Raw genomic sequence first — 21,783 nt, 5'->3', positions numbered from 1 at the left:
GCGATAGTGAGCCGTCCGGACGCGCGCACACTGATTGACACGATCCTCGATCCGGGGTCGTGGAAGTCGTGGGACGCGCCGCCCGCCGACCCCGCGCAGCCCGGCTCCCCCTACGCAGACGAGCTGGCCGCGGCCCGGGTCAAGTCCGGCTACGACGAGGCGGTCGTCACCGGCGAGGGGCTGCTCGGCGGACGCAGGGTGGCCGTCGTGGTGTGCGAGTTCTCGTTCATGGCGGGCTCGATCGGGGTGGCGTCGGCCGAGCGGTTCACGGCCGCCGTCGAGCGGGCCACCCGCGAGCGGCTGCCGCTGCTGGCCGCGCCCGCGTCGGGCGGCACGCGGATGCAGGAGGGCGCGCTCGCCTTCGTCCAGATGGTGAAGATCACCGCCGCCATCCAACTGCACCGGAGCGAGGGCCTGCCCTACCTGGTCTACCTGCGGCATCCGACGACGGGCGGGGTGTTCGCGTCGTGGGGGTCGCTCGGGCACGTCACGGCGGCCGAGCCGGGGGCGCTGATCGGGTTCATGGGGCCGCGGGTGTTCGAGTCGCTGCACGGCTACCCGTTCCCCGAAGGCGTGCAGGTCTCCGAGAACCTCCACCGCAAGGGCCTGATCGACGCGGTGGTGCCGGCCCAGGAGGCGCGGGAGATCGCGATCAGGGCGCTCGGCGTGCTCGCCGACGACAGGTCCCGGGTGGTGGCGGGCACGCCGCCGGAGGAGGACCTGCGCCCGGTGGAGGCGTGGGAGGCGATCACCCGCTCGCGCCGCGACGACCGGCCCGGCGTGCGTACGCTGCTCAAGCTCGCCGCCACCGACGTGACCCCGCTCAGCGGCAGCGGGGAGGGCGAGAACGAGCCGGGGCTGCTGCTCGCGCTGGCCAGGTTCGGCACGGCGCCGGCGGTGGTGCTCGGCCAGGACCGGCGGGTCCAGCGGGCCAACTCGCCGCTCGGCCCGGCCGGGCTCAGGGTGGCCAGGCGGGGCATGCGGCTGGCGGCCGAGCTGGGCCTGCCGCTGATCACCGTCATCGACACGGCCGGCGCCGACCTGTCGAAGGCGGCGGAGGAGGGCGGGCTGGCCGCCGAGATCGCCCGCTGCCTGGCCGAGCTGGTCATGCTCGACGCGCCGACCGTGTGCCTGCTGCTCGGCGAGGGGGCGGGCGGGGCGGCGCTGGCGCTGCTGCCGGCCGACCGGGTGCTCTGCGCCCAGCACGCCTGGCTGTCGCCGCTGCCGCCCGAGGGCGCCTCGGCCATCCTCTACCGGTCGGTGGACTTCGCGCCGGAGATCGCCCAGGCCCAGCACATCCGCGCCACCGACCTGCGCCGCGACGGCATCGTGGACCGGGTCATCCCGGAGGTGCCCGACGCCGCGTACGAGCCGAGGCAGTTCTGCGAGCGGGTGGGGCGGGCGCTGGAGTACGAGATCGCGAACCTGCTGGAGCTGAGCCCGGCCGACCGTTTCGCGGCCCGCCGGGCCCGCTTCCGCAACCTCGGTTAGGAGCGAGGGGCCGGCGTGACCGTCACCGTGACCTTCGGCGTGGGGTACCGGGGAGGCTCGTACCGCCACAGCACCTTGCCGCCCGCGTCGTAGCCCGTGAGGGAGGCGGTCTCGTCGGCTCCCTTCAGAGCGGGGGCCGCGAACAGCGTCACGTTCTGCTCCCAGGCGTCCGGGACGGCCTCGGCCGTTGCGGTGCCGCCCTTCGCGCGGAGCTCCACCTTGGCGGTGCCCGCGGGCGCGTAGCCGTACCAGGCCTTCTTGCCGATGGCCCACCGGACCGGCTGCTCGGCGTCCAGCAGGTCGCCGAGCCGCGCGCCCGGCAGCGGGCCCGGCAACGCCCCCGCCACCTCGCCGTTCTCCCAGAAGGTCGTGCACGAGGGCGTGACGAGAGCCGTGACGCCCGCCGGCAGGGTCTGGGGGGCGGCCTCGGACGACGCGGCCCGTCGCACGCAGCCCTTGTCGTAATTCGGGAGCTGCTTGTCCGGCTTGCCCTTCATCTTCACGATGAAGCCGCCGACCTCGGCGCCCAGCGGAACGCTGACGTGCCACACCCGGCGCGGAGTGTCCTTCCCGCGCAGGAACGAGGCACGGACCCGCTGACCGTCGGAGAGGACCGCGTCCGCCGACTCCCAGTCCTCGCGGGCCGGGCCGAAGTAGATGTCCGCGCCGGGGTCCGGCAGGTAGGTGGTCGCCTGCCGGACGGGGTCGGAGCTCGGCAGGGCGCCGAAGAGGCAGCTGGTGACACCCCAGTGGTTCGGCCCGGGCCCGCCGGAGAAGCAGAACGGGTCCCCTTCGCCCTGCCTGAACCACATGCGTACCGGCCGGCCGGAGCCTTCGGTGCCCGGGAGGGTCATCACCTCGCCGGCCACCTTGTCGGTCTCGTACAGCTCCTCGGGGGCCGGCTCGTCATGCTGCCAGACCTGCTTGCCCGCCGCGTCATAGGCGGCGACGCGGCGGCCCTCGGCCGGGTCGTCGGACGGGCTCGCGGCGCCGAACAGCGCGATGCCCAGGTTCCAGGGGTCGGGCCTGGTCGCGACGCTCGCCGTGCGCCCGCTGTCGAACGTGACCTCGATCCTGGCGACGTCCCGGCGGGCGAAGCCGACGATCACGTCCTTCTGGGGGCTGATCGTCACCGCCGCGTCCGCCTCGCCGGGCGTCTGCGAGCCGAGTTCGGCGCCGTGGCGCGACCACGTCAGCAGCGTCCCGCCCTTCGCCCGGGGCGTCCGGTACGGCCGGACGGAGATGCCCTGGGACAGCTCCATGGGCGCGCTCATGGGCTGCCCGCTCGGCGCGGCCAGGCCGTCGCGGGACCACCACCCGAGATCCTTGCCCTTGACGTCCGAGATCCGGATCCTGGACATGGGCTCCTGGGACGGATACGTCACGGTCCACAGCCGGTACGGGGCGCCGGCCAAGCTCCGCACCGTGCCGGGGAACTCCTGCCCGCCCTTCGTGACCCCGGCCACCGCGCCCACGTCCTGGCGGGCCAGCCCCCAGTCCATCGCGGTCGCCGCGCCGTCGCGCACCGTGCTGCCGACGTACCAGGCGTCCACGTGCTGCCACGCGACGGCGTCGACGCAGGCCCCGTACGGCTCGCCGGCGGCCCGCTCGACGATGTAGCAGATCTCCGGATAGCCCAGCTTCCCCCTGGCGAACCAGATCCGCAGCGGCTTGCCTTCGGAGGGGTTGTCGACGACCGCCTCCTTGCCGAGGGGCGTGCGCTCCTTCATGAGCTGCTGGTGGATCCCGGTCGGGTCGATCGCGGTGTTCCTGCCCAGGCCCCCGTTGAGCAGGACAGGAACGAACACCGTCAGCAGCGCCACGGGCAGCGCGGCCAGCAGCCACCGGGCCTGCCGGCGCCGCGGCCGGCGCTCCGTGATGCGCGCCCAGGCGTGCGGGTCGGGCTCGTAGGTCTGGGCGCGGGCGGTGAATGCGGCGCGCAGGCGCTCTTCCAGGTCGTTCACGCGTCCTCCTCCGTCAGCGCCCTGCCCAGGGCCGCCAGGGCCCGGCTCGCGTGGGTCTTCACCGATCCGGGCGAGACGCCCATGGCGTCGGCGATCTCGCGCTCCGACAGATCCAGCCAGTAACGCAGGACCAGCGCCTCGCGCTGGCGGCGCGGCAGCCGGTCCACGGCGGCCAGCAGCTCGCGGTGCTCCTCGGAGACGAGCACGGCGTGCTCGCTGCTGCGCGCCGGTTCTGGAGGGTCGGGGCGGCGCAGCCGGACGAGGTTGAGGTGGCGCAGGCGGTTGCGCGTCAGGTTGCAGACGGTCGCACGCAGGTAGGCCAGGGCGGCCCCGTCGTCGCGCAACCGCCTTGTGTGCAGCCGGGCGAACGCCTCCTGGGCGATGTCCTCAGGGTCGTCCGCGCCGAGCAGCCCGGCCAGGCGTACCAGGGAGTGGTACTGGGCCGCGAACAAGTCGGCGAACGACGGCTGCGCCATGGTCGCTGTTTCGGTCACCTCATAGAGACACCCGGAACGGCGGCAGGTTGACTAGGGGACCGGAATCCGTTCGACGCGGATCGAGAAGACCTCCTCGCGGGGCACCACGACCTCGTAGGCGCCGTGGTCGACCAGCCAGTAGCCCAGCGCCTCCGCCTTCATCCCGCTGTGGCCCGTGTAGGCGATGTGCAGCCCGTCCTCGTCCTCGTCGATCACGATGCACGGCTCGCCGCCGAACGCCCCCACCGTGCGGATCAGCACGAGCCACTCCAGCTGGGACCTGGCCACCACCTTGCGCCAGTAGCCCGAGGCGGGGTCGAACCCGTCCAGCTCCACTTCGCTGAACAGCACCACCTGGCCGTTGTCGGGGCCCAGGGCGGCGGGCAGCGTGCGACCGTCCAAGCGCGCCACGAAGCCGGAGGCGACCGGCATGATCTCCTCGCTCATGCGCCCTCCTCCGTCGGGTGCCTGAGCGAGACTCGGCTGTGTCCATTGAATCGCTCGATGCTCTCGCTCATGCACCCTCCTTGATCGATCGCCCGAGCGAGAGTCGGCTGTCGTTGATGGGTCGCTCGCTCATGCCGTGGGCCGCCAGGTCAGGCCGTCGTACTCGGCGAAGGGCCGCTCGCCGTCGGCGGTGACGTGGATGATCTCCGCCCCGGCCGGGATCGGCATCGGAACGGTGTGGAACTGCGGCACCACGTGATCCGACGATGTTGTGAAACCGTTGCCGGCGAACGGCGGCGCGTCGCTCCAGTCGCCACCCATATGGGGCCCGTACGGGACCGCGTAGGTGTCGACGTCGCGGGCGTACCAGCGCATCACGTAGAGCTCGGGCACCTCGCCGAACAGCTCGGATCCGTCATAGGACAGGTCGAGCCCGTGATAAAGCGACTCAGGCGTGGTCAGCCTGACGCAGTCCTGCACGCGGTAAACATAACCCGAGATCACCGTGCGTTTGCCCGACAGGTATGGCACGAGCAGACGCGGCGGGACAACCTTCTGCATCTGCGTTCCGCTCACGGTACTACTTTACGATCGGTTGAACCTCAGAGAACCCGGTGTTGGAGGCACGGCAGGGTCTCCCTGGCCGTCGTCGTCCATTCGTGATCAACCCGCACGATCTGCACGCCGGGCGCGGTGCCCAGGTCGGCGCGGATCACGCCCAGGGGATCGACCAGCATGCTGCGGCCCACGCCGTATCCGTCGGACGACTCGGCCGGATTGGGCGCCTGGCCGACGGCGGCCGTCCACATCGTGTTCTCCAGCGCGCGGGCCCTGACCAGGGTGACCCAGTGGTCCTCCTTGAGCGGCCCGGAGCCCCATGCGGCGATCACCGCGAACAGCTCGGCGCCCTTGTCCACGAGCGCCCTGGCCAGCTCGGGGAAACGCACGTCGTAGCAGGTGATGAGGCCGATCCTGAGCCCCGCGAGCTCCACCACGGTCGGCTCCGCGCCGGGTGCGACCAGGTCGGACTCCTTCGCGCCGAACGAGTCGAACAGGTGGATCTTCCGGTACGCCGCCCGCACCGCGCCCTGGGCGTCGATGGCCACGGCCGTGTTGCGCACGCGGCCGTCGCCCGCCTCGAAGACCCCGGCGATCACCGGCAGCCCGCGCTCCCTGGCCGCCTCCGCCAGGCCCGACACGAACGGCCCGTCCAGCGGCTCGGCCAGGTCCGTGATGCGCCGGCCGTAGCGGGTGAGCGTGGCCTCGGGGAAGATCGCCAGGTCGGCCCCCTCGGCCCTGGCGAGCGCCTCCTGGGCACGTTTGAGGTTCGTGGACGGGTCAGGAGACACCGGGATCTGGCAGAGGGCGATTTCGGTCACGGCCGGACTCTAACCGGTTGGGCACCACTCGAAACCAGGTCAGGCACCGCCAGATCCACTCAAGCGGCCCGTACCTGAATCTGGCCAGCCACCACCTGCTGAACAGCACCTGCGCGGCCACGGTCACCGCCGCCAGCGCCACCACCGACCAGCGCGTCGGGTCGGTGTTCAGCAGCGGGGTGGCCAGGACGATCACGACGGTGCCCATGACGTAGTTCGTCAGCGCCATCCTGCCCAGCGGCTCCAGCACCGCCGCCAGCCACGGCCGCAGCGCGAGCAGCAGCCCCAGCGCGTACGCCGCCGCGCCCGCCAGCGCGGCCGTGCTGTAGAGGATCCACCCGCCGTCGCTCACCCACGCGGCCGTCAGCAGCGCGGCGGCCAGCGCACTGACCACGAACGAGGGCAGCAGCAGCGACCTGGGCGGGCTCAGCCGCCACACCCCCATGCCGACCAGGAACAGGCCGGGGATCAGCCACGACCCGCCGCCCACCTGGAGCCCCCACGCCAGCCCCGCCAGCCCGAGCAGCAGCACCGGCAGGCCGCCGGTCAGGAACGAGGCCGGCAGCAGCACCGCCGCGCCGTAGACGGCGTAGTCGGTCAGCACCTCGCCGTCGTAGAACGTGTGCTGGATCTGCCCGAGGCAGAACAGCCAGAACAGCCTGCTCAGCAGCGCCCAGCGGCTGTTGCCCCGCAGGAACAGCATGAAGCTGATGCCGAACAGCAGCGAGAAGATCGGGTAGAGCCGGCTCTGGAACAGCCCCTCGATGACCAGGTCGACGCCGTTGCGCGTGGTCTTGGCGTTGTGCTGCCAGGTGTTGACCAGCATGATGCCGCCCACCGCGAAACCACGGAGGGCGTCGAGCTCACGGATGCGCGTCACAGGAACCAGGTCAACCACCATACGAGGAATCCGGCGCCGACGACGGCCGCCGAGATCTGCGGCCAGCGCCGGTCGCGCAGGAGCACGGCGGCGGTCAGCACGACCGCGGCGGCGGCGATCCAGGTGTAGGCGACGGCCGTGCCGGGCACGCCGACCGCCAGCGCGGTCTCGTTCCGTTCGGCCAGGGCGTACACGGACTGCCCGACCAGCCCGGCGAAGGCCACGCCCGCCAGCCCGCCGAACGCCGCCAGCGCCCGGCCCTTCAGCGCGGCCATGACCAGCTGGATCAGGGAGACGAGCGCGAACAGTGCGAAGGGCGCGGCCAGCCAGGGCGACTTCGAGACCTGGTACGGGGCGGCGGTCACGTGCAGGTCGCCCGGCTGCCCGGTGTCGTCGTCGGCGCACGGCGCGGCCGGGTTCCCCGTCGGACTGTCGAGGAACTCCACGATCTTGCGGCGGGAGCAGGCGCTCGTCAGGAAGACGGCGTGGGAGGCGCGGGGGAACTCCTCGAAGCGGGCGCCGGGGATGGCCTCGGCCGCGGCCTTGCTGGTCCTGGTGGGGGTGGTGGGGTCGTACTGGCCGCCCACGACGTACACGGGGGCCTTGGTGGTGGCGTTGACGGGCTTGGACTTGGGGAGCTGCCAAGCATCACACACCGCCTTGTCCCCATTTACAGTGAAAAGTCGGGATTTTGTGGTGTGTGTGTTGAACGGGACCTCGTCCTGGCACTGCACCGCGTGATACAGCCCGAACTCGTGCGACACCAGCCCCTCGCCCACCGCGTCGGCCAGCGCCCCCAGCAGCTCGTCGTGGCCCTTCGCGAGCGCGCCGACCATGGCGGGCGCGACCGCCGCGAAGTCCGCCTCGTGCAGCGCCTCCGCCATGATCGTGGCCACGTCGTCGCCGCTGATCCGCGCCGTGAACGCCTTGCCGAGCAGCGGGTCGGTCGTCGTCACCTGCGCGGGCGTGGCGTTCAGCCGGGCCGTCATGGCCTCGAACGCGTCCTTCATGTTCAGCCGCGCCGCCGTGTCGGCCAGGTTCCGGTCGGCGTCGTCGTACCAGTTGACGCTCTCCGGCAGGTACGAGTCCAGCACCACCGACCGCACGCCCTCCGGGTCCGCGGCGGCGACGTCCATCATGACCCTGGTGGAGTAGCTGACGCCGAACAGGTTCCAGGAGTCGTACCCCAGCTGCTCGCGTAACGCGACGACGTCGGCCGCGATCTCCTTCGTGTTGTAGCCCCGCAGGTCGACGCCCTGCTCCTGGAGCCTCTTGCGGCAGCGGACGGCCGCCGCGCCGAGGTCGGCGGGCGGTCGCCGGAGCTGCCCGAGCAGCGCCTCGGCCGTCTCGGGGCACCCCAGGACCGGCTCGGAGTACTTGCTGCCGCGCTGCTCCACCGCGATCACGTCACGGTCGGGGAACATCTGGCTCAGGAAGCCCGTGAGCTGCATGGACGCCGACCCCGGGCCGCCGCTCATGTAGACGACGGGGTCGGGCTTGCGGTCCTTGGCGGTGGAGGCGTGGACGGAGTACCCCACCTTGATCTTCCGCTCCGGCGCGTCCCTGCGCTCGGGGACCTCGAGAAAGGCGCAGGTCGTCCGGGGTGGCATGGCGACGGGGCAGGCACTCGGGCCGGCGTCCGCCGGCGTCACCGTGGGGGGCGCGGTCAAGGCGAGGGCGAGTAAGACCCGAACGATCACGGGACGAGACTACCGACAAGGCGCCGGACCGCCTTATGCCCTTCGCGACATCAGGGGGCGGAATGATGAGCGGATTTCCCGCCGGGCATAGCCTAAGTGCCGTGACCGAACCACTTGTTGCCAGGATGCGCGCCTTCGGCACGACGATTTTCGCGGAGATGAGCGCGCTCGCCGTCGAGACCGGATCCATCAACCTCGGCCAGGGCTTCCCCGACACCGACGGGCCCGCGGCGATGCTCGACCGCGCGGTCCAGGCGATCACGTCGGGCGCCAACCAGTATCCGCCGGGGCCGGGGATCCTGGAGCTGCGCCGGGCGATCTCGGAACACCGCTCCGCCCACTACGACCTCTCCTACGACCCGGCGGGCGAGATCCTGGTCACGGTGGGAGCCACCGAGGCCGTCGCCTCCGCCGTCCTCGCCCTCTGCGAGCCGGGGGACGAGGTGATCGCCTTCGAGCCGTACTACGACTCGTACGCGGCCTCGATCGCGCTCGCCCAGGCCCGCCTGGTCGCCGTCACGATGCGGCCGGTGGAGGGGCGCTTCACGTTCGACCCCGACGAGCTGCGCGCCGCCGTCACCCCACGCACCCGCGTCATCCTCGTCAACTCGCCGCACAACCCCACCGGCACCGTGTTCACCCGCGCCGAGCTCGAGGTCATCGCCGAGCTCTGCCAGGAGCGCGGGCTGATCGCGGTGACCGACGAGGTGTACGAGCACCTGACGTTCGACGGGGTCGAGCACATCCCGCTGGCCACGCTGCCCGGCATGCGCGAGCGCACGGTGATGATCTCGTCCGCGGGCAAGACGTTCTCGGTCACCGGCTGGAAGACCGGCTGGATCTGCGCCCCTCCCGCCCTGGTCACGGCGGTGCAGACGGTCAAGCAGTTCCTCACGTTCACGTCGAGCGCGCCGTGGCAGCTGGCGGTGGCGTACGGGCTGCGGCACGAGCTGGAGTGGGTGTCCGCGCTGCGCGCCGGCCTCCAGGACAAGCGCGACCGCCTCATGGAGGGCCTCTCGGCCGCCGGCTTCTCGGTCCTGCGGCCCTCCGGCACGTACTTCGTCCAGACGGACATCCGCCCCCTGGGCTTCACCGACGGCCTCGAACTCACCCGCCGCCTCCCTCAGCTCGCCGGCGTGGTGGCCATCCCGACCCAGGTCTTCTACGACCACGCCGACCGGGGGCGGCACTTCGTCCGCTTCGCCTTCTGCAAGAAGGACGAGGTCATCGACGAGGCCGTGACCCGCCTCAAACACCTCTCCACCTGACCCCCTCTCACTCGCCCGCCACCCGCCCGTCCGCCGCCACCCGCCCGTCGATCACCGACGGCGCCCAGCCCCGGCCGCGTAAGGCGCTCAGGCCGAGGAGCGGGTCGCGGCCGAGGGGCGAAGGCCGTCGAAGACGATGGCGAGGGTCCTGGTACGCAGGCCCTCGTCCCACCCGTTGTGCTGCGCCGCCAGACACGTGGCGCTCAACAACGCCAGCAACTCCGCCATCCCCACATCCCCGCGAACCGCCCCGGAGCCCTGCGCCCGCACCAGCAGCGTCTCGATGGCCCCCCGGATGTCCGGCGTCCCGGCCTTGGCGTCGATCCCCGCCGCCGCCAGTGCGTCCACGAGCACCTTCTTGACGGTCGAATCCTCCACGATCATCGTGAAGTACTCGAAGAACGCCTCCCCGGCGTCCGGGGCCGTGGCCAGTTCGTCGGCCAGCGAGGCCAGCCGCGCCATCCGATCGACGACGATCGCCTGGTAGAGGTCCTCCTTGGCGGGGAACTGGCGGTAGATCGTACCCACCCCCACCCCCGCCAGCGAGGCGATCTCGCGCATCGACGCGGCCAGCCCGTCCCTGGCCAGCACCACTTCGGCGGCCTCCAGCACCCGGGCGCGGTTGCGTCGCGCGTCCGCACGCATCACAGAGAGCCCTCCCTCATTGACAACCGGAACAGATGTTCCGTATGGTCAACATCCGGAACAATCATTCCGATTCTAGGGGAAATCCATTGGACCACCTGAATCTGGGCCGTTCCGGCCTGCGCGTCTCCAGGGCCTGCCTGGGCACCATGAACTTCGGCACCGAGAACGGCCTGGCCGCCAGTGACGAGGCCGAGGCGGGCCGGATCATCGACGCGTTCCTCGACGCCGGCGGCAACTTCATCGACACCGCCGACCTCTACCACCGTGGCGAGACCGAGGAGATCGTCGGCCGCGCGCTGAAGGGCAGGCGCGAGTGGGTCGTACTGGCCACAAAAGGCGCCATGCCGGTGGGCACGGAGGGGCGCGGCCTGTCGCGGCGCCACCTCACCAGGGCCCTCGACGCCAGCCTGCGCCGGCTCGGCACCGACTACGTGGACCTCTACCAGTGCCACCAGTGGGACCCGGCGACGCCGATCGAGGAGACGATGGCCACGCTGGACGGGTTCGTCAAGGCGGGCAAGGTCCGCTACCTCGGCTGCTCCAACTTCACCGCGACCCAGCTCGTCGAGTCGCAGTGGGCCGCCGCCCGCGTGGGCGGCACCCCGTTCGTGAGCCTGCAGCCGCAGTACTCGCTCATCCAGCGGGTGATCGAGGCGGAGATCCTGCCGGCGTGCGAGCGGCACGGGATCGGCACGGTCGTGTACGGGACGCTCGGCGGCGGCGTGCTGACCGGCCGCTACAGGCGCGACGAGGCCCCCGACCCCGACAGCCGCATGGGTCGGCTGCTCGGCCACTCCCTCCCCGGCGCGAACCAATGGGCCCGATCACTGCTCAACGACCGCAACCTGGACATCGCCGACGGGCTCGTAAAGGTCGCGGCCGAGCTTGGCGCGACACCGGCAGGGGTGGCCCTGGCCTGGGTGGCGCGGCGCCCCGGGGTGACCTCGGTGCTGATCGGCCCGCGATCGGTGGGGCAGCTGCGGGAGAACCTGGCGGCGTTCGACCTGGACCTCCCGCAGGAGGCGGCGTCCCGGCTGGACGAGATCTCCCGCCTCGACCTCGGCCCCATGGACGGCTCGTTCTTCCACCTCACCCCCCGCTGATCCCCACCCGCCCCTCAATGCCCGCCGATCATGCTGCGCTGGGACGGCGTCGCCTGGAAGCGCCATCCGGCTCCCGCGTCGAGTTCGCCCCTGACGGAATGGGCGGCGTCCCGCGGCTGGTCCCGGGCCGCCGTCGCGGAGTTCCGGGCCGACGGAGAGTGAGAGGTGCGCGTCTCACCCTTTGTGCGCGCAGCGGGCCGGGGGCGGCTGCGGGGTCAGCGGCGGCTGGTCTCGTCGCGCGACTCATCCACCGGGGCGAGCGCGGCGGCGGGCTCGCCAGAGGGGCCGGAGTCCGAGGGGCCGGGCTCGCCGGCGGCGTTCTCGTCCAAGGGGGTGAGCGTGCCCGTGGCCGCCTCGTGCTCCATCCCGGTCGCCTGCAGCAGGTCGACGACCACAGAACGCAGCTGCGCGATGATCACGTGCGCCGAGAAGCCGAGCCCTTCCGGCCGCTCCCGGGCCGCCACCGCCAGCAGCGCCTGGCGGGCCAGCGTCGGCTCCCGGCCGGCCCCGAGCTCCAGTTGCAGCAGCAGTGCCGCCTCGGAGACCTCGCGCAGGGCCTCCGCCAAGGCGGTGGGCGGCGGGCTGGCCTCCCCGAGCGAGGCGAGGGTACGCCTGCTCAGCACCCGGGCGTTCCGCATCGCGAGATCCACCGGCACGGCGGCGGTCTCGTAGCGCGCCAGCCTGGCCTTCCTGTGCCAGTGCAGCGGCGAGATCATCGTGATCTCCTTGGCGGTCTCCAGCGCGTGCTCGAACTCCGCCACCGCCTCCTGCGTGTCCCGGGCCTCCTCCAGCGCCTCCGCCGCCAGCTCCACGTCCCGCTTCTCGATCGCCTCCGCCGCCCGTTCCAGCACCGTGGACAGCGCGTCGAGCACCCCGGAAAGGTGCTTGGCCGCGATCGTGAACGGGCTGGCGGGCAGCAACGCGACCGCCGCGATCCCGATGATGCCCCCGGTGAGCGCGTCCGCCATCCGGTCCAGCCCGCCGGCCCCGTCGCCGGGCACCAGGGTGGCGACCAGCACGGCCGACGACCCGGCCTGCGCGACGAACAGCGCCCCGCTGTTCAGCAGCACCGCGACGGTCATCGCCAGCGCCACCACGAGCGCGAGCTGCCAGGCGCCCGAGCCGATCCAGGACACCAGCAGGTCGCCGACGCCCACTCCGAGGCTGACGCCGATCACCAGCTCGGCCACCCTGCGCAGCCGCTGCCCCAGCCCGACGCCCACGCAGATCAGCACCGAGATCGGCGCGAAGAACGGGTGGGGGTGGCCGAGCAGTTCCATGGCGATGATCCAGGCCAGCGCGGAACCCACCGCGCATTGCGCGATGGAGGGCGCCATGAGGCCGAACGTGCCCAGTCGTTCCTTCACATGATCGCTGAGCCTGGTTCGCACCCTTCTACCTTGGCCGATCTATATGACGTTGAGGTCACATTTGCCCCGGCTAAGTCGTTTTCGTTAGGGGTTGTGTTGATTTTTCGGGGGCCGTCGGAGTCCTGTGCGCCAGTGTCGGAGGGCGGGTCCGCCTCGGGGTGGACGTCCAGCATCGGCAGGGTCGCGGCCGCTTCGTTCCGATCCATGCCGGTCGCCAGGAGAAGATCCACGACGATGGACCGGAGCTGGGCGATCATCACGTCCGCCGAGAAGCCCCACCGCTCCGCCCCCTGCCGCGACGCGACCGCCAGGATCGCCCGGGAGGCCCTTTCCGGCGATCGTCCGTGGGCCAGGTCGTCCCGGAGGATGAGCGTCGCGTCGGCCAGTTCGCGCAGCTCGCGTGGCAGCCAGGGCGGGGTGGGGCCGGGGCCGTCGAGCGCCACGATGGCCCGCCTGGCCAGCACTCTGGCGTTTCTGAGCGCGTGATCGAGCGGCGCGGACGCCTTCTCGTACCCCTCCAGGGAGGGACGGCGGTGGCGGTGCAGCGGCGAGATGGTGGCGATCTCCATGCTCGTCTCCAGCGCCTGCCTGAACTCCTCCACGGTCTTGTGGCTGCCGCGCGCCTCCTCCAGCGCGTCGGTGGCCAGGCGTGGGTCGCGCGTCTCGATGGCCTCGGCGATCTGCCGCAACACGTCGGCCAGCGCGCCGAACATCCCCTTCGCGTGCCGCCTCGCCAGCGCCGACGGGCTGGTGGGCAGCAGGGCGACCGCCGCGAGCCCCATGAGCCCGCCGACCAGGGCGTCGACCATCCTGTCGAACCCGCCGCTGCCGCTCGGCGGCAGGAGGGTGGCGACGAGCACGGCCGAGGAGCCCGCCTGGAGGACGATCAGCGAGCCGCTGTCGAGCAGCACCGCCACGGCCATGGCCAGCGCCACCACCAGCGCGATCTGCCAGGCGCCCGAGCCGATCCGCGACACCAGCAGGTCGCCCACGCCGACGCCCAGACTGACCCCCACGACCAGCTCCACCACCCGCCGCAACCGCTGGCCCAGCCCCACACCGATGCAGATCACGACCGCGATGGGCGCGAAGAACGGGCGACTGTGGCCCAGCAGATCCTTGGCTACGAGCCAGGCGATCGCGGCTCCGACCGCACACTGGCCGATCGACGGGGCCATCAGCCTCAGTCTGCCCAGACGCTGAGGTACGTGCATGTCAACCACGCCCCTACCCTGGCGTGTTCACGTGACACCAGGGTTACGGCGCGATGAGATGCGGCACATCCCGCCCGACAGGGCCGGTCTGTCAGCCGTCCAGGAACGCGTCCACCGCCTGCAGGAACCGGCCGCGGGCCGCGGTGTGGATCAGGTGCCCGACGTTGATCGTGACCAGTTTCGCCCCCGGGATCCGCGCAGCCACCTCCTCGGCCCTGACGTGGCTCAGCTCCCCGCCGCTCAGCACCAGCGTCGGCGCGGTGATCCTGCCGAGCCCCGTCAGCCAGGCGGGATCGGGGCTGACCAGCTGCGGCTCCGTCCCGTGCACCATGCGCCAGTCGAACCCGGTCGAATCGTCCTCGACGATCGGCGGGCGGTTCGGGATGGGAAGCGGCGGCGGCGCGTCCTCGAGCACCAGCCGCTCGACCCGGTCCGGATGGTTCATGGCCAGGTGGTAGGCCACGATGCCGCCGAGCGAGTGCCCGACCAGCGTGGCCCGCCCGATGCCCAGGTGGTCGAGCAGCGCGACGACGTCCTCGGCCATCTCCGGCAGCTCGTACGAGCCCGGATAGTCGCTGGCCCCGTGCCCGCGCAGGTCCAGGGCGATGACGTGGTAGCGCGCCGCGAAGTGCTGGGTGATGCCGTTCCAGTCGTTGTGGTTGGCGGTCCGGCCGTGGATCAGCAGGAGCGGGGGAGCGGTGGGGTCGCCTTCCTCCCGGTATACGAGCTTGATCCCGTTGGCGTGTGCTTCGCGAATCACACCGGCGACCATATCGTCCGGTGAACGCCTGGGCCCGGCGCGCGTACGGGCCCGCCGCCCCGTGGCGCTGAGCGGACCTTGACATCGTCGGCGGGGTTCATGGGCAGACATTGACCATGAACCCCGCTGACCGGCTCGGATAGCGTCGCGAGGGCGGGGAGGACCGGTAACGGAGAAGGGGCGTCATATGCCGGACCCGATTGAAGTACGCAAGGTGCCGATCGAGAGCGTCACCGACGCCGCCGGGCTCAGGCGGCTCATCGCCGACGGGGTGATCGAGGCGCGCCGGGTGCTCGCCGTCGTCGGCAAGACCGAGGGCAACGGCGGCGTGAACGACTACACGCGCATCCTCGCCGACCGGGCCTTCCGCGAGGTGCTGGCGGAGCACGGGCACCCGTCGCCGGAGAGCGTGCCCCTGGTGTGGTCGGGCGGCACCGACGGCGTGCTCAGCCCGCACGCCACCATCTTCGCCACCACGGCCGACGCGCCCCCGTCCGACGAGCCGCGGCTGTCGGTGGGCGTGGCGATGAGCGAGGTGATCCTGCCTGAGGACATCGGCAGGCCCGCCATGGTGGAGAAGGTCGCGGCGGGCGTACGCGAGGCCATGAAGATCGCGGGCATCGACGACCCGCGCGACGTCCACTACGTACAGACCAAGACGCCGCTGCTCACCCTGGCCACCATCACCGACGCCAAGAGCCGCGGCCAGGAGACCGCCATCGAGGAGACCGGACCCTCCATGGACCTGTCCAACTCGACCACCGCCCTCGGCATCGCCGTCGCCCTCGGCGAGATCGACATGCCGCGCGCCGACCAGATCCACAAGGACCTGTCGCTGTACTCGTCCGTGGCCTCGTGCTCGTCCGGGGTGGAGCTGGACCGGGCCCAGATCGTGCTGGTGGGGAACGTACGGGGGATCGGCGGCCGCTACCGCATCGGCCACAGCGTCATGAAGGACGCCCTGGACGCCGACGGCATCTGGGAGGCCATCAGGGACTCGGGGCTGCCGCTGCCGGAGCGCCCGCACCCCTCGGACCTCGGGGGGCGGCTGGTGAACGTGTTCATGAAGTGCGAGGCCGACCCGTCGGGACGGGTACGCGGACGGCGCAACATCATGCTGGACGACTCGGACGTGCACTGGCACCGGCAGATCAAGGCGACGGTGGGCGGGGTGGCGGCCTCGGTCACGGGCGACCCGGCGGTGTTCGTCTCGGTGGCGGCCGTCCATCAGGGGCCCTCGGGCGGAGGCCCGGTGGCGGCCATCTCCGACCTCGGCTGACGCTGGTTCTCCCTATGTAAAGTAACGAGATATGGGGAGCAACCCGCGGATGACCACGCCGACCCTGGCCGTCATCCGAGCCCTCCTGAGCGAGCCCGGCGGCGAGCGCTACGGGCTCGAACTGTGCGAGCTGGCCTCGCTGCCGAGCGGCACGGTCTACCCGATCCTGGCCAGGCTGGAGCAGATCGGCTGGGTGGCGAGCCGATGGGAGGATCCTGACCCGCACGTGACGCAGGGGCGCCCGCGTCGCCGTTACTACCGGATCACCCCGGACGGTGCGGAGCCGGCCCGTGAGGCCGTCAGGCGGGCGTTCCGGTCGCGCGGACAGCGGGCGCCCGGCCGGCTGGACCGCGACGGGGTGTGAACGGTTCGCCCGACCCCTCGCCGCCTGCGCGTGACGCGCTCCAGGGCAGGCTGCGGGGGCAGGGACGGGCGCGGGTAGTGTCGGGGGGTGCCGAGCATCCCGCGACCTCTCGACCCTGACGACGACGGCGGCGCCGCGCCCGCGGTGGCCGCCGCCCTGGCCTCCTACCAGGAGGGCACGGCCGACGCCGCCGACGTGCTGAACGCCCTCAGCGGCGCCCGGCTGCTGGTGCCCGTCGTGGCGCTGCTGACCGAGAGCGAGGTCGGCGCGCACGGGCTGCGGCAGGAGAAGGAGAGCGAGATGGCGCTGCCCAAGCTCGTCGGGGCGGACGGCAGGCAGGCGGTGCTCGCGTTCACCGGCAGCGAGACGCTGGCCCGGTGGCGGCCCGACGCCCGGCCGATCCAGGCCACGGCGCTGCAGGTGTGCCAGGCGGCGGTGCAGGAGAAGGCGGCGGCGGTCGTGGTGGACGTGGCCGGGCCGGTCCAGTTCGTGATCGAGGGGGCGGTGCTGGAGGCGCTGGCGGCCGTCGAATCGGGGACCGTCGATCGGCTCGGCGGCGTGACGGTGGCCCGGGTGGAGCCCGTCCGGCGCCGCCGATGGTTCTCCAGAAAGGGCCGATAGCCCTGGCGGGGCCGATATCAGGTGGAGTGATCCGGCCCACATGGGCGGGGCGGCGCATTAGGGTCGGCTCGTGGTCGCACTCATGGCGCTCGCCGGGCTGATCTGCGGGCGCCCCATCCGAGCGCTGGCCGACTCCTACGACGAGGGCCCGGTCCACTACGACCAGGGCGCGCTGATCCACCGGCCCGGTCCGGGCGTCGAACTGATGACCGCCGCCGTGGCCGCGCTCGTCGCCTGGCGGTTCGGGCTGCCGTACGTGCCTTTCGCCCTCATCGGCACCGCCCTGGCGGTCGTCGACTGGCGTACCAGCCTGCTGCCCGACGCGATCACGCTCCCGGCGTACCCGATCATGGCCCTGGCCCTGGCGCCGACGGGAGAGCTGCCCAGGGCGCTGGCTGGCGGGGTGGCGCTGACGGCCCTGTACGGGCTGCTCTGGTTCGTCAGACCGGAGGCGATGGGCCTGGGGGACGTCAAGCTGGCCGGGCTCATCGGGATGGCCGCCGCGGCCCTGGGCTGGCAGGCGTGGGTCGTCGCGGCCTTCTGCGGCCAGCTGCTCGGCGCCCTCTACGGCCTGGCGCTCCTGCTGTCCGGGCGCGGGACGAGGGACACCCAGTTCCCGTTCGGGCCGTTCATGCTGCTGGGCGCGTTCACGACACTCTGTCTCGGCTGGTGAACGCGGGACATCTCACTAGGCAGCACATGGAAGACTTGTACGCATGTTGCGCTGGTTGACCGCCGGAGAGTCCCACGGCCCCGAACTCGTCGCCATCCTCGAAGGCCTGCCGGCCGGGGTGGAGGTGACCACGGCCGCCATCGACGAGGCCCTGCGCCGCCGCAGGCTCGGTTATGGCCGGGGTGCCCGGATGAAGTTCGAGCAGGACCAGGTGACGATCGTGGGCGGCGTCCGCCACGGCCGCACGATGGGCAGCCCGGTCGCGATCCGCATCGGAAACACCGAGTGGCCCAAGTGGGAGAAGGTGATGGCGGCCGACCCGGTCGACCCTGCCGAGCTGGAGGGCCTCGCGCGCAACGCGCCCCGGTCCCGCCCGCGTCCCGGCCACGCCGACCTGGCGGGCATGCAGAAGTACGGGTTCGACGACGCCAGGCAGGTGCTCGACCGGGCCAGCGCCCGCGAGACCGCCGCCCGCGTCGCGCTCGGCGAGGTCGCCAGGCGCTTCCTCAAGCAGGCGCTGGGCGTCGACATCGTCAGCCACGTCACCGAGATCGGCGGCGCGAAGAGCCCGGCGGAGGTCCTGCCCGGGCCAGGCGACCTGGCCAGGGTCGATGAGGACCCGGTGCGCTGCTCCGACGCCGAGGGCAGCGCCGCCATGATCGCCGTGATCGACAAGGCCCACAAGGACGGCGACACCCTCGGCGGCGTCGTCGAGGTCCTCGCCTATGGCCTGCCGCCCGGCCTGGGCAGCTACACCCACTGGGACCGCAGGCTCGACTCCAGGCTCGCCGGCGCGCTCATGGGCATCCAGGCGATCAAGGGCGTGGCGGTCGGCGACGGCTTCGAGACCGCGCGCAGGCCCGGCTCCCAGGCCCACGACGAGATCGAGTACACCACCGAAGACGGCGTGCGCCGCATCACCAACCGCGCGGGCGGCGTCGAGGGCGGCATGACGAACGGCGAGATCCTGCGCGTCAGCGCCGCCATGAAGCCGATCTCCACCGTGCCCAGGGCGCTGGCCACGATCGACGTCAAGACCGGCGAGGCGGCCAAGGCCCACCACGAGCGCTCCGACGTGTGCGCCGTCCCGGCCGCCGGCATCGTGGCGGAGGCCATGGTCGCGCTGGTGCTGGCCGACGCGGCGCTCGAGAAGTTCGGCGGCGACTCCGTGGAGGAGGTCGCCCGCAACCTGTCCGGCTACCTGTCTTCGATGGTGATCAAATGAGCGACCAAATGAGCAGGGTTGTATTGATCGGTCCTCCCGGGTCCGGTAAGACGACGCTCGGGCAGTTGCTCGCCGAGCGGCTCGGCGTCGGGTTCCGTGACACCGACGCAGACGTGGAGGCCGTGGCGGGCAAGCCCGTCTCCGACATCTTCGTCGAGGACGGCGAGGCCCGCTTCCGCGAGCTGGAGCACGAGGCCGTACGCCGCGCCCTGGCCGAGCACGACGGGATCCTGTCGCTCGGCGGCGGCGCCGTGCTCAACGAGGAGACGCAGGCCCTGCTGGCGGGCCACCACGTCGTCTACCTGCAGGTGGGGCTGGCGGACGCGGTCCAGCGGGTGGGGCTGGCCTCGGCCCGGCCGCTGCTCGTGCTCAACCCGCGCAGCCAGCTGAAGAAGCTGATGGAGGAGCGGCGGCCGGTCTACGAGCGCCTGGCGGTGGCGACCGTGGTCACCGACAAGCGGGAGCCGGAGGAGCTCGCCGACGAGATCATCAAGGGGTTGCCCGCATGAGCGCCACGAGGATCCCCGTCCGCGGGGACAGCCCGTACGACGTGGTGGTCGGCACCGGGGTGCTGGCCGAGCTGACCACGCTGCTCAAGCCCGGCGTGCGCACGGTCGCCGTGATTCACCCGGAGACGCTGCCGGAGATCTCCGGCCCGGTCGGCGAGGTGCTGCGCGAGGCCGGCTACGAGGTGGTCGAGCTGCCCGTGCCCGACGGCGAGCAGGCCAAGACCGTCGAGGTGGCCGCCGGGCTCTGGTCGGCGCTCGGCCGGCACGGCGTGACCCGCTCCGACGCCGTGGTGGGCGTGGGCGGGGGCGCGACGACGGACCTGGCGGGGTTCGTGGCCGGCACGTGGCTGCGCGGCGTACAGGTCGTGCTCGTGCCCACGACGCTGCTCGCCATGGTCGACGCGGCCGTCGGCGGCAAGAACGGCATCGACACGCCCGAGGGCAAGAACCTCGTGGGCACCTTCCTGCCGCCGGCCGGGGTGCTGTGCGAGCTGTCCACGCTGTCCAGCATGCCGAAGCGGGACTATGTGGCCGGCCTGGCCGAGGTCATCAAGGGCGGGTTCATCGCCGACCCGGAGATCCTCAGGCTCGTCGAGGCGGACCCGGAGGCCGCCACGAGGCCCGACGGCCCCCACACCCGCGAGCTGATCGAGCGCAAGATCCGGGTCAAGGCCGACGTCGTGGGCGCTGACCTGCGCGAGGCGGGCCTGCGCGAGATCCTCAACTACGGCCACACCCTCGCCCACGCCATCGAACGCGAGGAGCACTACGCCATCCGCCACGGCGAGGCCGTCGCCATCGGCATGGTCTACGCCGCCGAGCTGTCGAAGCTCGCCGGCCGCGCCGACCTGGTCGGACGCACCAGGTCCATCCTCACGAGCGTCGGCCTGCCCACCGCCTACCGCGCCGACGCCTGGAAGTCCCTGCGCGACCACATGCGGCTGGACAAGAAGAACCGCGGCGCCAAGCAGCGGTTCGTCGTGCTCGACGGCCTGGCCGAGCCGGGCCGGCTCGAAGGCCCCTCGGAAGAGCTGCTCGAAGCCGCCTACAAGGAGATCTCCGCATGATCCTCGTGCTCAACGGGCCCAACCTGGGCCGGCTCGGCACCCGCGAGCCCGACGTCTACGGCGCCGAGACGTTCGAGGACCTCAGCGCGCTCTGCCGCGACACCGGCAGGAAGCTCGGCGAGCACGTCGAGGTGCGCCAGACCAACGACGAGGCCGAGCTGATCGGCTGGATCCACGAGGCCGCCGACGGCCGCATCCCGGTCGTGCTCAACCCGGCCGCCTTCACCCACTACTCCTACGCCCTGCGCGACGCGATCGCCATGCGCACGGCACCGCTGGTAGAAGTGCACATCTCCAATCCGGCCGCCAGGGAAGAGTTTCGCCACAACTCCGTGGTCGCCGGGGTGGCGACGGGCACCATCGCGGGCTTCGGACTACAGTCGTACGTCCTTGCGCTGCACGCTATCGCGGAGATGAACACCACCTCATGAGGCACTACAAGTCCTTCGTCGCCCTCGGCGACAGCTTCACGGAAGGACTGAACGACCCCGGTCATAACGGTCACTACCGTGGTTGGGCCGACCGGGTGGCCGAACGGCTCGCCGCCGACGAACCCGGCTTCCGCTACGCCAACCTGGCCGTGCGCGGCAAGCTGCTCGACCAGATCGTGGCCGAGCAGGTGCCGGCGGCCGTCGACATGGCACCCGACCTGGTCAGCCTCTGCGCCGGGGGCAACGACCTGCTCAGGCCGGGCAGCGACCCCGACGTGATGGCCAAGAAGCTCGCCCGCGCCGTGCGCGACCTGCGGGCCGTGGGCTCGGACGTGCTGCTGTTCACGGGGGTGGACCCGCGCGACACGCCGCTGATGCGGCACCTGCGTGGCCGCTTCGCGGTCTTCTACCTGCACGTTCGCTCCATCGCGGACCTCTACGGGTGCCGGCTGGTGGATCAGTGGTCGATGCAGGGGCTGCGCGACTGGCGGGCGTGGAGCGCGGACCGGCTGCACATGAACGAGGACGGGCACCGGCTGGTGGCGGCGCGGGCGCTGGACGTGCTGGGGGTGCCGTTCGAGGACTGGCGCAAGGACTGGCCGCCGCGCACGGTGGACCCGCGGGCCCGGCGGCGCGAGGACGCCCAGTGGATCCGCGAGCACCTCGTCCCCTGGATGTCCCGCCGCCTCCGCGGCATCTCCTCCGGCGACGGGCTCCCACCCAAGCGTCCCGACCTGACCCCCTTTTAAGGATTTTTACGGCGGCGCACGGGCCGGCCACCCGCCGCACTTCGGCTGACGGAGCGGCGAGCCTGGGGCGGAGAGCGGCAGCTTGCGTGACCAGCGGAGCCCGCGTTGCGTCGAGCCCCGTCGCATGCCTGCCGCGCGGATGACCGTGTTCGCGGCAGGCGTTCC

At 72.0% G+C, this 21,783-nt stretch carries 23 protein-coding genes; 12 read left to right on the top strand and 11 right to left on the bottom strand.

Annotation, left to right across the window (positions count from 1 at the left end; all coding sequences use genetic code 11):
• Positions 1-6: 6 nt before the first annotated feature.
• Entirely contained in the window at positions 7-1,491 is a 1,485-nt protein-coding gene (locus ABZS69_RS06210) for a carboxyl transferase domain-containing protein (protein WP_355367347.1), read from the top strand.
• On the opposite strand, the gene ABZS69_RS06205 is transcribed toward ABZS69_RS06210, so the two are convergent.
• From ABZS69_RS06205 to ABZS69_RS06175, 7 genes are all read right to left on the bottom strand, one after another.
• On the bottom strand, positions 1,488-3,455 hold the full coding sequence (locus ABZS69_RS06205) for a hypothetical protein (protein ID WP_355367344.1): 1,968 nt from the start codon (positions 3,453-3,455) through the stop codon (positions 1,488-1,490). The two genes, ABZS69_RS06210 and ABZS69_RS06205, sit on opposite strands and share 4 nt — an antisense overlap.
• Complete coding sequence (locus tag ABZS69_RS06200; protein WP_355367341.1) at positions 3,452-3,949, bottom strand: sigma-70 family RNA polymerase sigma factor; 498 nt, start codon at positions 3,947-3,949, stop codon at positions 3,452-3,454. Before ABZS69_RS06200 ends, ABZS69_RS06205 begins: the two co-directional genes overlap by 4 nt.
• A 33-nt stretch (positions 3,950-3,982) precedes the next feature.
• Complete coding sequence (locus ABZS69_RS06195) at positions 3,983-4,378, bottom strand: hypothetical protein (protein WP_355367338.1); 396 nt, start codon at positions 4,376-4,378, stop codon at positions 3,983-3,985.
• Positions 4,379-4,507: 129 nt separating this feature from the next.
• Positions 4,508-4,954, bottom strand: a complete 447-nt coding sequence (locus ABZS69_RS06190) for a hypothetical protein (RefSeq protein WP_355367335.1) — start codon at positions 4,952-4,954, stop codon at positions 4,508-4,510.
• A 26-nt stretch (positions 4,955-4,980) separates the two neighbouring features.
• Complete coding sequence (locus ABZS69_RS06185; protein WP_355367332.1) at positions 4,981-5,757, bottom strand: carbon-nitrogen hydrolase family protein; 777 nt, start codon at positions 5,755-5,757, stop codon at positions 4,981-4,983.
• Positions 5,717-6,637, bottom strand: coding sequence for a DUF418 domain-containing protein (locus tag ABZS69_RS06180; RefSeq protein WP_355367329.1), 921 nt, complete (start codon positions 6,635-6,637; stop codon positions 5,717-5,719). The genes ABZS69_RS06185 and ABZS69_RS06180 overlap by 41 nt, the downstream gene beginning before the upstream one ends.
• Entirely contained in the window at positions 6,634-8,337 is a 1,704-nt protein-coding gene (locus ABZS69_RS06175) for an alpha/beta hydrolase (RefSeq protein WP_355367326.1), read from the bottom strand. Before ABZS69_RS06175 ends, ABZS69_RS06180 begins: the two co-directional genes overlap by 4 nt.
• A gap of 101 nt (positions 8,338-8,438) precedes the next feature.
• Between ABZS69_RS06175 and ABZS69_RS06170 the strand changes: the two genes are divergently transcribed.
• Positions 8,439-9,605, top strand: a complete 1,167-nt coding sequence (locus ABZS69_RS06170) for a pyridoxal phosphate-dependent aminotransferase (RefSeq protein ID WP_355367323.1) — start codon at positions 8,439-8,441, stop codon at positions 9,603-9,605.
• 87 nt (positions 9,606-9,692) lie between these two features.
• Here ABZS69_RS06170 and ABZS69_RS06165 read toward each other — a convergent pair whose 3' ends face one another.
• The gene (locus tag ABZS69_RS06165; protein WP_355367320.1) at positions 9,693-10,250 is read right to left on the bottom strand and encodes a helix-turn-helix domain-containing protein; all 558 of its coding nucleotides are present in this window, start codon (positions 10,248-10,250) and stop codon (positions 9,693-9,695) included.
• An 89-nt stretch (positions 10,251-10,339) separates the two neighbouring features.
• On the opposite strand from ABZS69_RS06165, the gene ABZS69_RS06160 reads away from it, so the two are divergent.
• Entirely contained in the window at positions 10,340-11,356 is a 1,017-nt protein-coding gene (locus ABZS69_RS06160; protein WP_355367317.1) for an aldo/keto reductase, read from the top strand.
• A gap of 215 nt (positions 11,357-11,571) precedes the next feature.
• On the opposite strand, the gene ABZS69_RS06155 is transcribed toward ABZS69_RS06160, so the two are convergent.
• The 3 genes from ABZS69_RS06155 to ABZS69_RS06145 form a co-directional block, all read right to left on the bottom strand.
• Positions 11,572-12,747, bottom strand: a complete 1,176-nt coding sequence (locus ABZS69_RS06155) for an FUSC family protein (RefSeq protein ID WP_355367314.1) — start codon at positions 12,745-12,747, stop codon at positions 11,572-11,574.
• Entirely contained in the window at positions 12,720-13,904 is a 1,185-nt protein-coding gene (locus ABZS69_RS06150) for an FUSC family protein (RefSeq protein ID WP_355367311.1), read from the bottom strand. Before ABZS69_RS06150 ends, ABZS69_RS06155 begins: the two co-directional genes overlap by 28 nt.
• Before the next feature lie 127 nt (positions 13,905-14,031).
• On the bottom strand, positions 14,032-14,700 hold the full coding sequence (locus ABZS69_RS06145) for an alpha/beta fold hydrolase (protein ID WP_355367308.1): 669 nt from the start codon (positions 14,698-14,700) through the stop codon (positions 14,032-14,034).
• A gap of 187 nt (positions 14,701-14,887) precedes the next feature.
• On the opposite strand from ABZS69_RS06145, the gene ABZS69_RS06140 reads away from it, so the two are divergent.
• The 9 genes from ABZS69_RS06140 (at position 14,888) to ABZS69_RS06100 (ending at position 21,618) form a co-directional block, all read left to right on the top strand.
• Complete coding sequence (locus tag ABZS69_RS06140) at positions 14,888-15,979, top strand: ring-opening amidohydrolase (RefSeq protein ID WP_355367305.1); 1,092 nt, start codon at positions 14,888-14,890, stop codon at positions 15,977-15,979.
• A gap of 49 nt (positions 15,980-16,028) precedes the next feature.
• Positions 16,029-16,343 carry a helix-turn-helix transcriptional regulator gene (locus ABZS69_RS06135; protein WP_355367302.1) on the top strand — a complete coding sequence of 105 codons (315 nt, stop codon included), beginning with the start codon at positions 16,029-16,031 and terminating at the stop codon, positions 16,341-16,343.
• An 87-nt stretch (positions 16,344-16,430) separates the two neighbouring features.
• Entirely contained in the window at positions 16,431-16,964 is a 534-nt protein-coding gene (locus ABZS69_RS06130; protein WP_355367299.1) for an SseB family protein, read from the top strand.
• Between the two features lie 70 nt (positions 16,965-17,034).
• Positions 17,035-17,637, top strand: coding sequence for an A24 family peptidase (locus tag ABZS69_RS06125; protein ID WP_355367296.1), 603 nt, complete (start codon positions 17,035-17,037; stop codon positions 17,635-17,637).
• A gap of 43 nt (positions 17,638-17,680) precedes the next feature.
• Entirely contained in the window at positions 17,681-18,862 is a 1,182-nt protein-coding gene (gene aroC / locus ABZS69_RS06120; RefSeq protein ID WP_355367293.1) for a chorismate synthase, read from the top strand.
• Between the two features lie 8 nt (positions 18,863-18,870).
• Positions 18,871-19,371 carry a shikimate kinase gene (locus ABZS69_RS06115; protein WP_350722490.1) on the top strand — a complete coding sequence of 167 codons (501 nt, stop codon included), beginning with the start codon at positions 18,871-18,873 and terminating at the stop codon, positions 19,369-19,371.
• A complete protein-coding gene (gene aroB, locus ABZS69_RS06110; protein WP_355367289.1) occupies positions 19,368-20,438 on the top strand; it encodes a 3-dehydroquinate synthase in 1,071 nt (356 codons plus the stop codon). Before ABZS69_RS06115 ends, aroB begins: the two co-directional genes overlap by 4 nt.
• The gene (gene aroQ / locus ABZS69_RS06105; protein ID WP_355367286.1) at positions 20,435-20,869 is read left to right on the top strand and encodes a type II 3-dehydroquinate dehydratase; all 435 of its coding nucleotides are present in this window, start codon (positions 20,435-20,437) and stop codon (positions 20,867-20,869) included. The genes aroB and aroQ overlap by 4 nt, the downstream gene beginning before the upstream one ends.
• Entirely contained in the window at positions 20,866-21,618 is a 753-nt protein-coding gene (locus ABZS69_RS06100) for an SGNH/GDSL hydrolase family protein (protein ID WP_355367283.1), read from the top strand. The genes aroQ and ABZS69_RS06100 overlap by 4 nt, the downstream gene beginning before the upstream one ends.
• The last annotated feature ends 165 nt before the right edge of the window (positions 21,619-21,783 follow it).

It is taken from the genome of Nonomuraea sp. NPDC005650 (assembly GCF_040605375.1).
Lineage (GTDB): Bacteria > Actinomycetota > Actinomycetes > Streptosporangiales > Streptosporangiaceae > Nonomuraea.
The sequence above is the reverse complement of the archived record's forward strand: the minus strand, read 5'-3'. Positions and strand labels throughout refer to the sequence as shown.

Excerpts from the sequence above, each read along its gene's own strand:
- ABZS69_RS06165 (WP_355367320.1), bottom strand. The coding sequence starts at position 10,250 with ATGCGTGCGGACGCGCGACGCAACCGCGCCCGGGTGCTGGAGGCCGCC.
- ABZS69_RS06135 (WP_355367302.1), top strand. The coding sequence starts at position 16,029 with ATGACCACGCCGACCCTGGCCGTCATCCGAGCCCTCCTGAGCGAGCCC.
- ABZS69_RS06140 (WP_355367305.1), top strand. The coding sequence starts at position 14,888 with ATGCCGGACCCGATTGAAGTACGCAAGGTGCCGATCGAGAGCGTCACC.
- aroB (WP_355367289.1), top strand. The coding sequence starts at position 19,368 with ATGAGCGCCACGAGGATCCCCGTCCGCGGGGACAGCCCGTACGACGTG.
- ABZS69_RS06100 (WP_355367283.1), top strand. The coding sequence starts at position 20,866 with ATGAGGCACTACAAGTCCTTCGTCGCCCTCGGCGACAGCTTCACGGAA.
- aroC (WP_355367293.1), top strand. The coding sequence starts at position 17,681 with ATGTTGCGCTGGTTGACCGCCGGAGAGTCCCACGGCCCCGAACTCGTC.
- aroQ (WP_355367286.1), top strand. The coding sequence starts at position 20,435 with ATGATCCTCGTGCTCAACGGGCCCAACCTGGGCCGGCTCGGCACCCGC.
- ABZS69_RS06195 (WP_355367338.1), bottom strand. The coding sequence starts at position 4,378 with ATGAGCGAGGAGATCATGCCGGTCGCCTCCGGCTTCGTGGCGCGCTTG.
- ABZS69_RS06150 (WP_355367311.1), bottom strand. The coding sequence starts at position 13,904 with ATGGCCCCGTCGATCGGCCAGTGTGCGGTCGGAGCCGCGATCGCCTGG.
- ABZS69_RS06115 (WP_350722490.1), top strand. The coding sequence starts at position 18,871 with ATGAGCAGGGTTGTATTGATCGGTCCTCCCGGGTCCGGTAAGACGACG.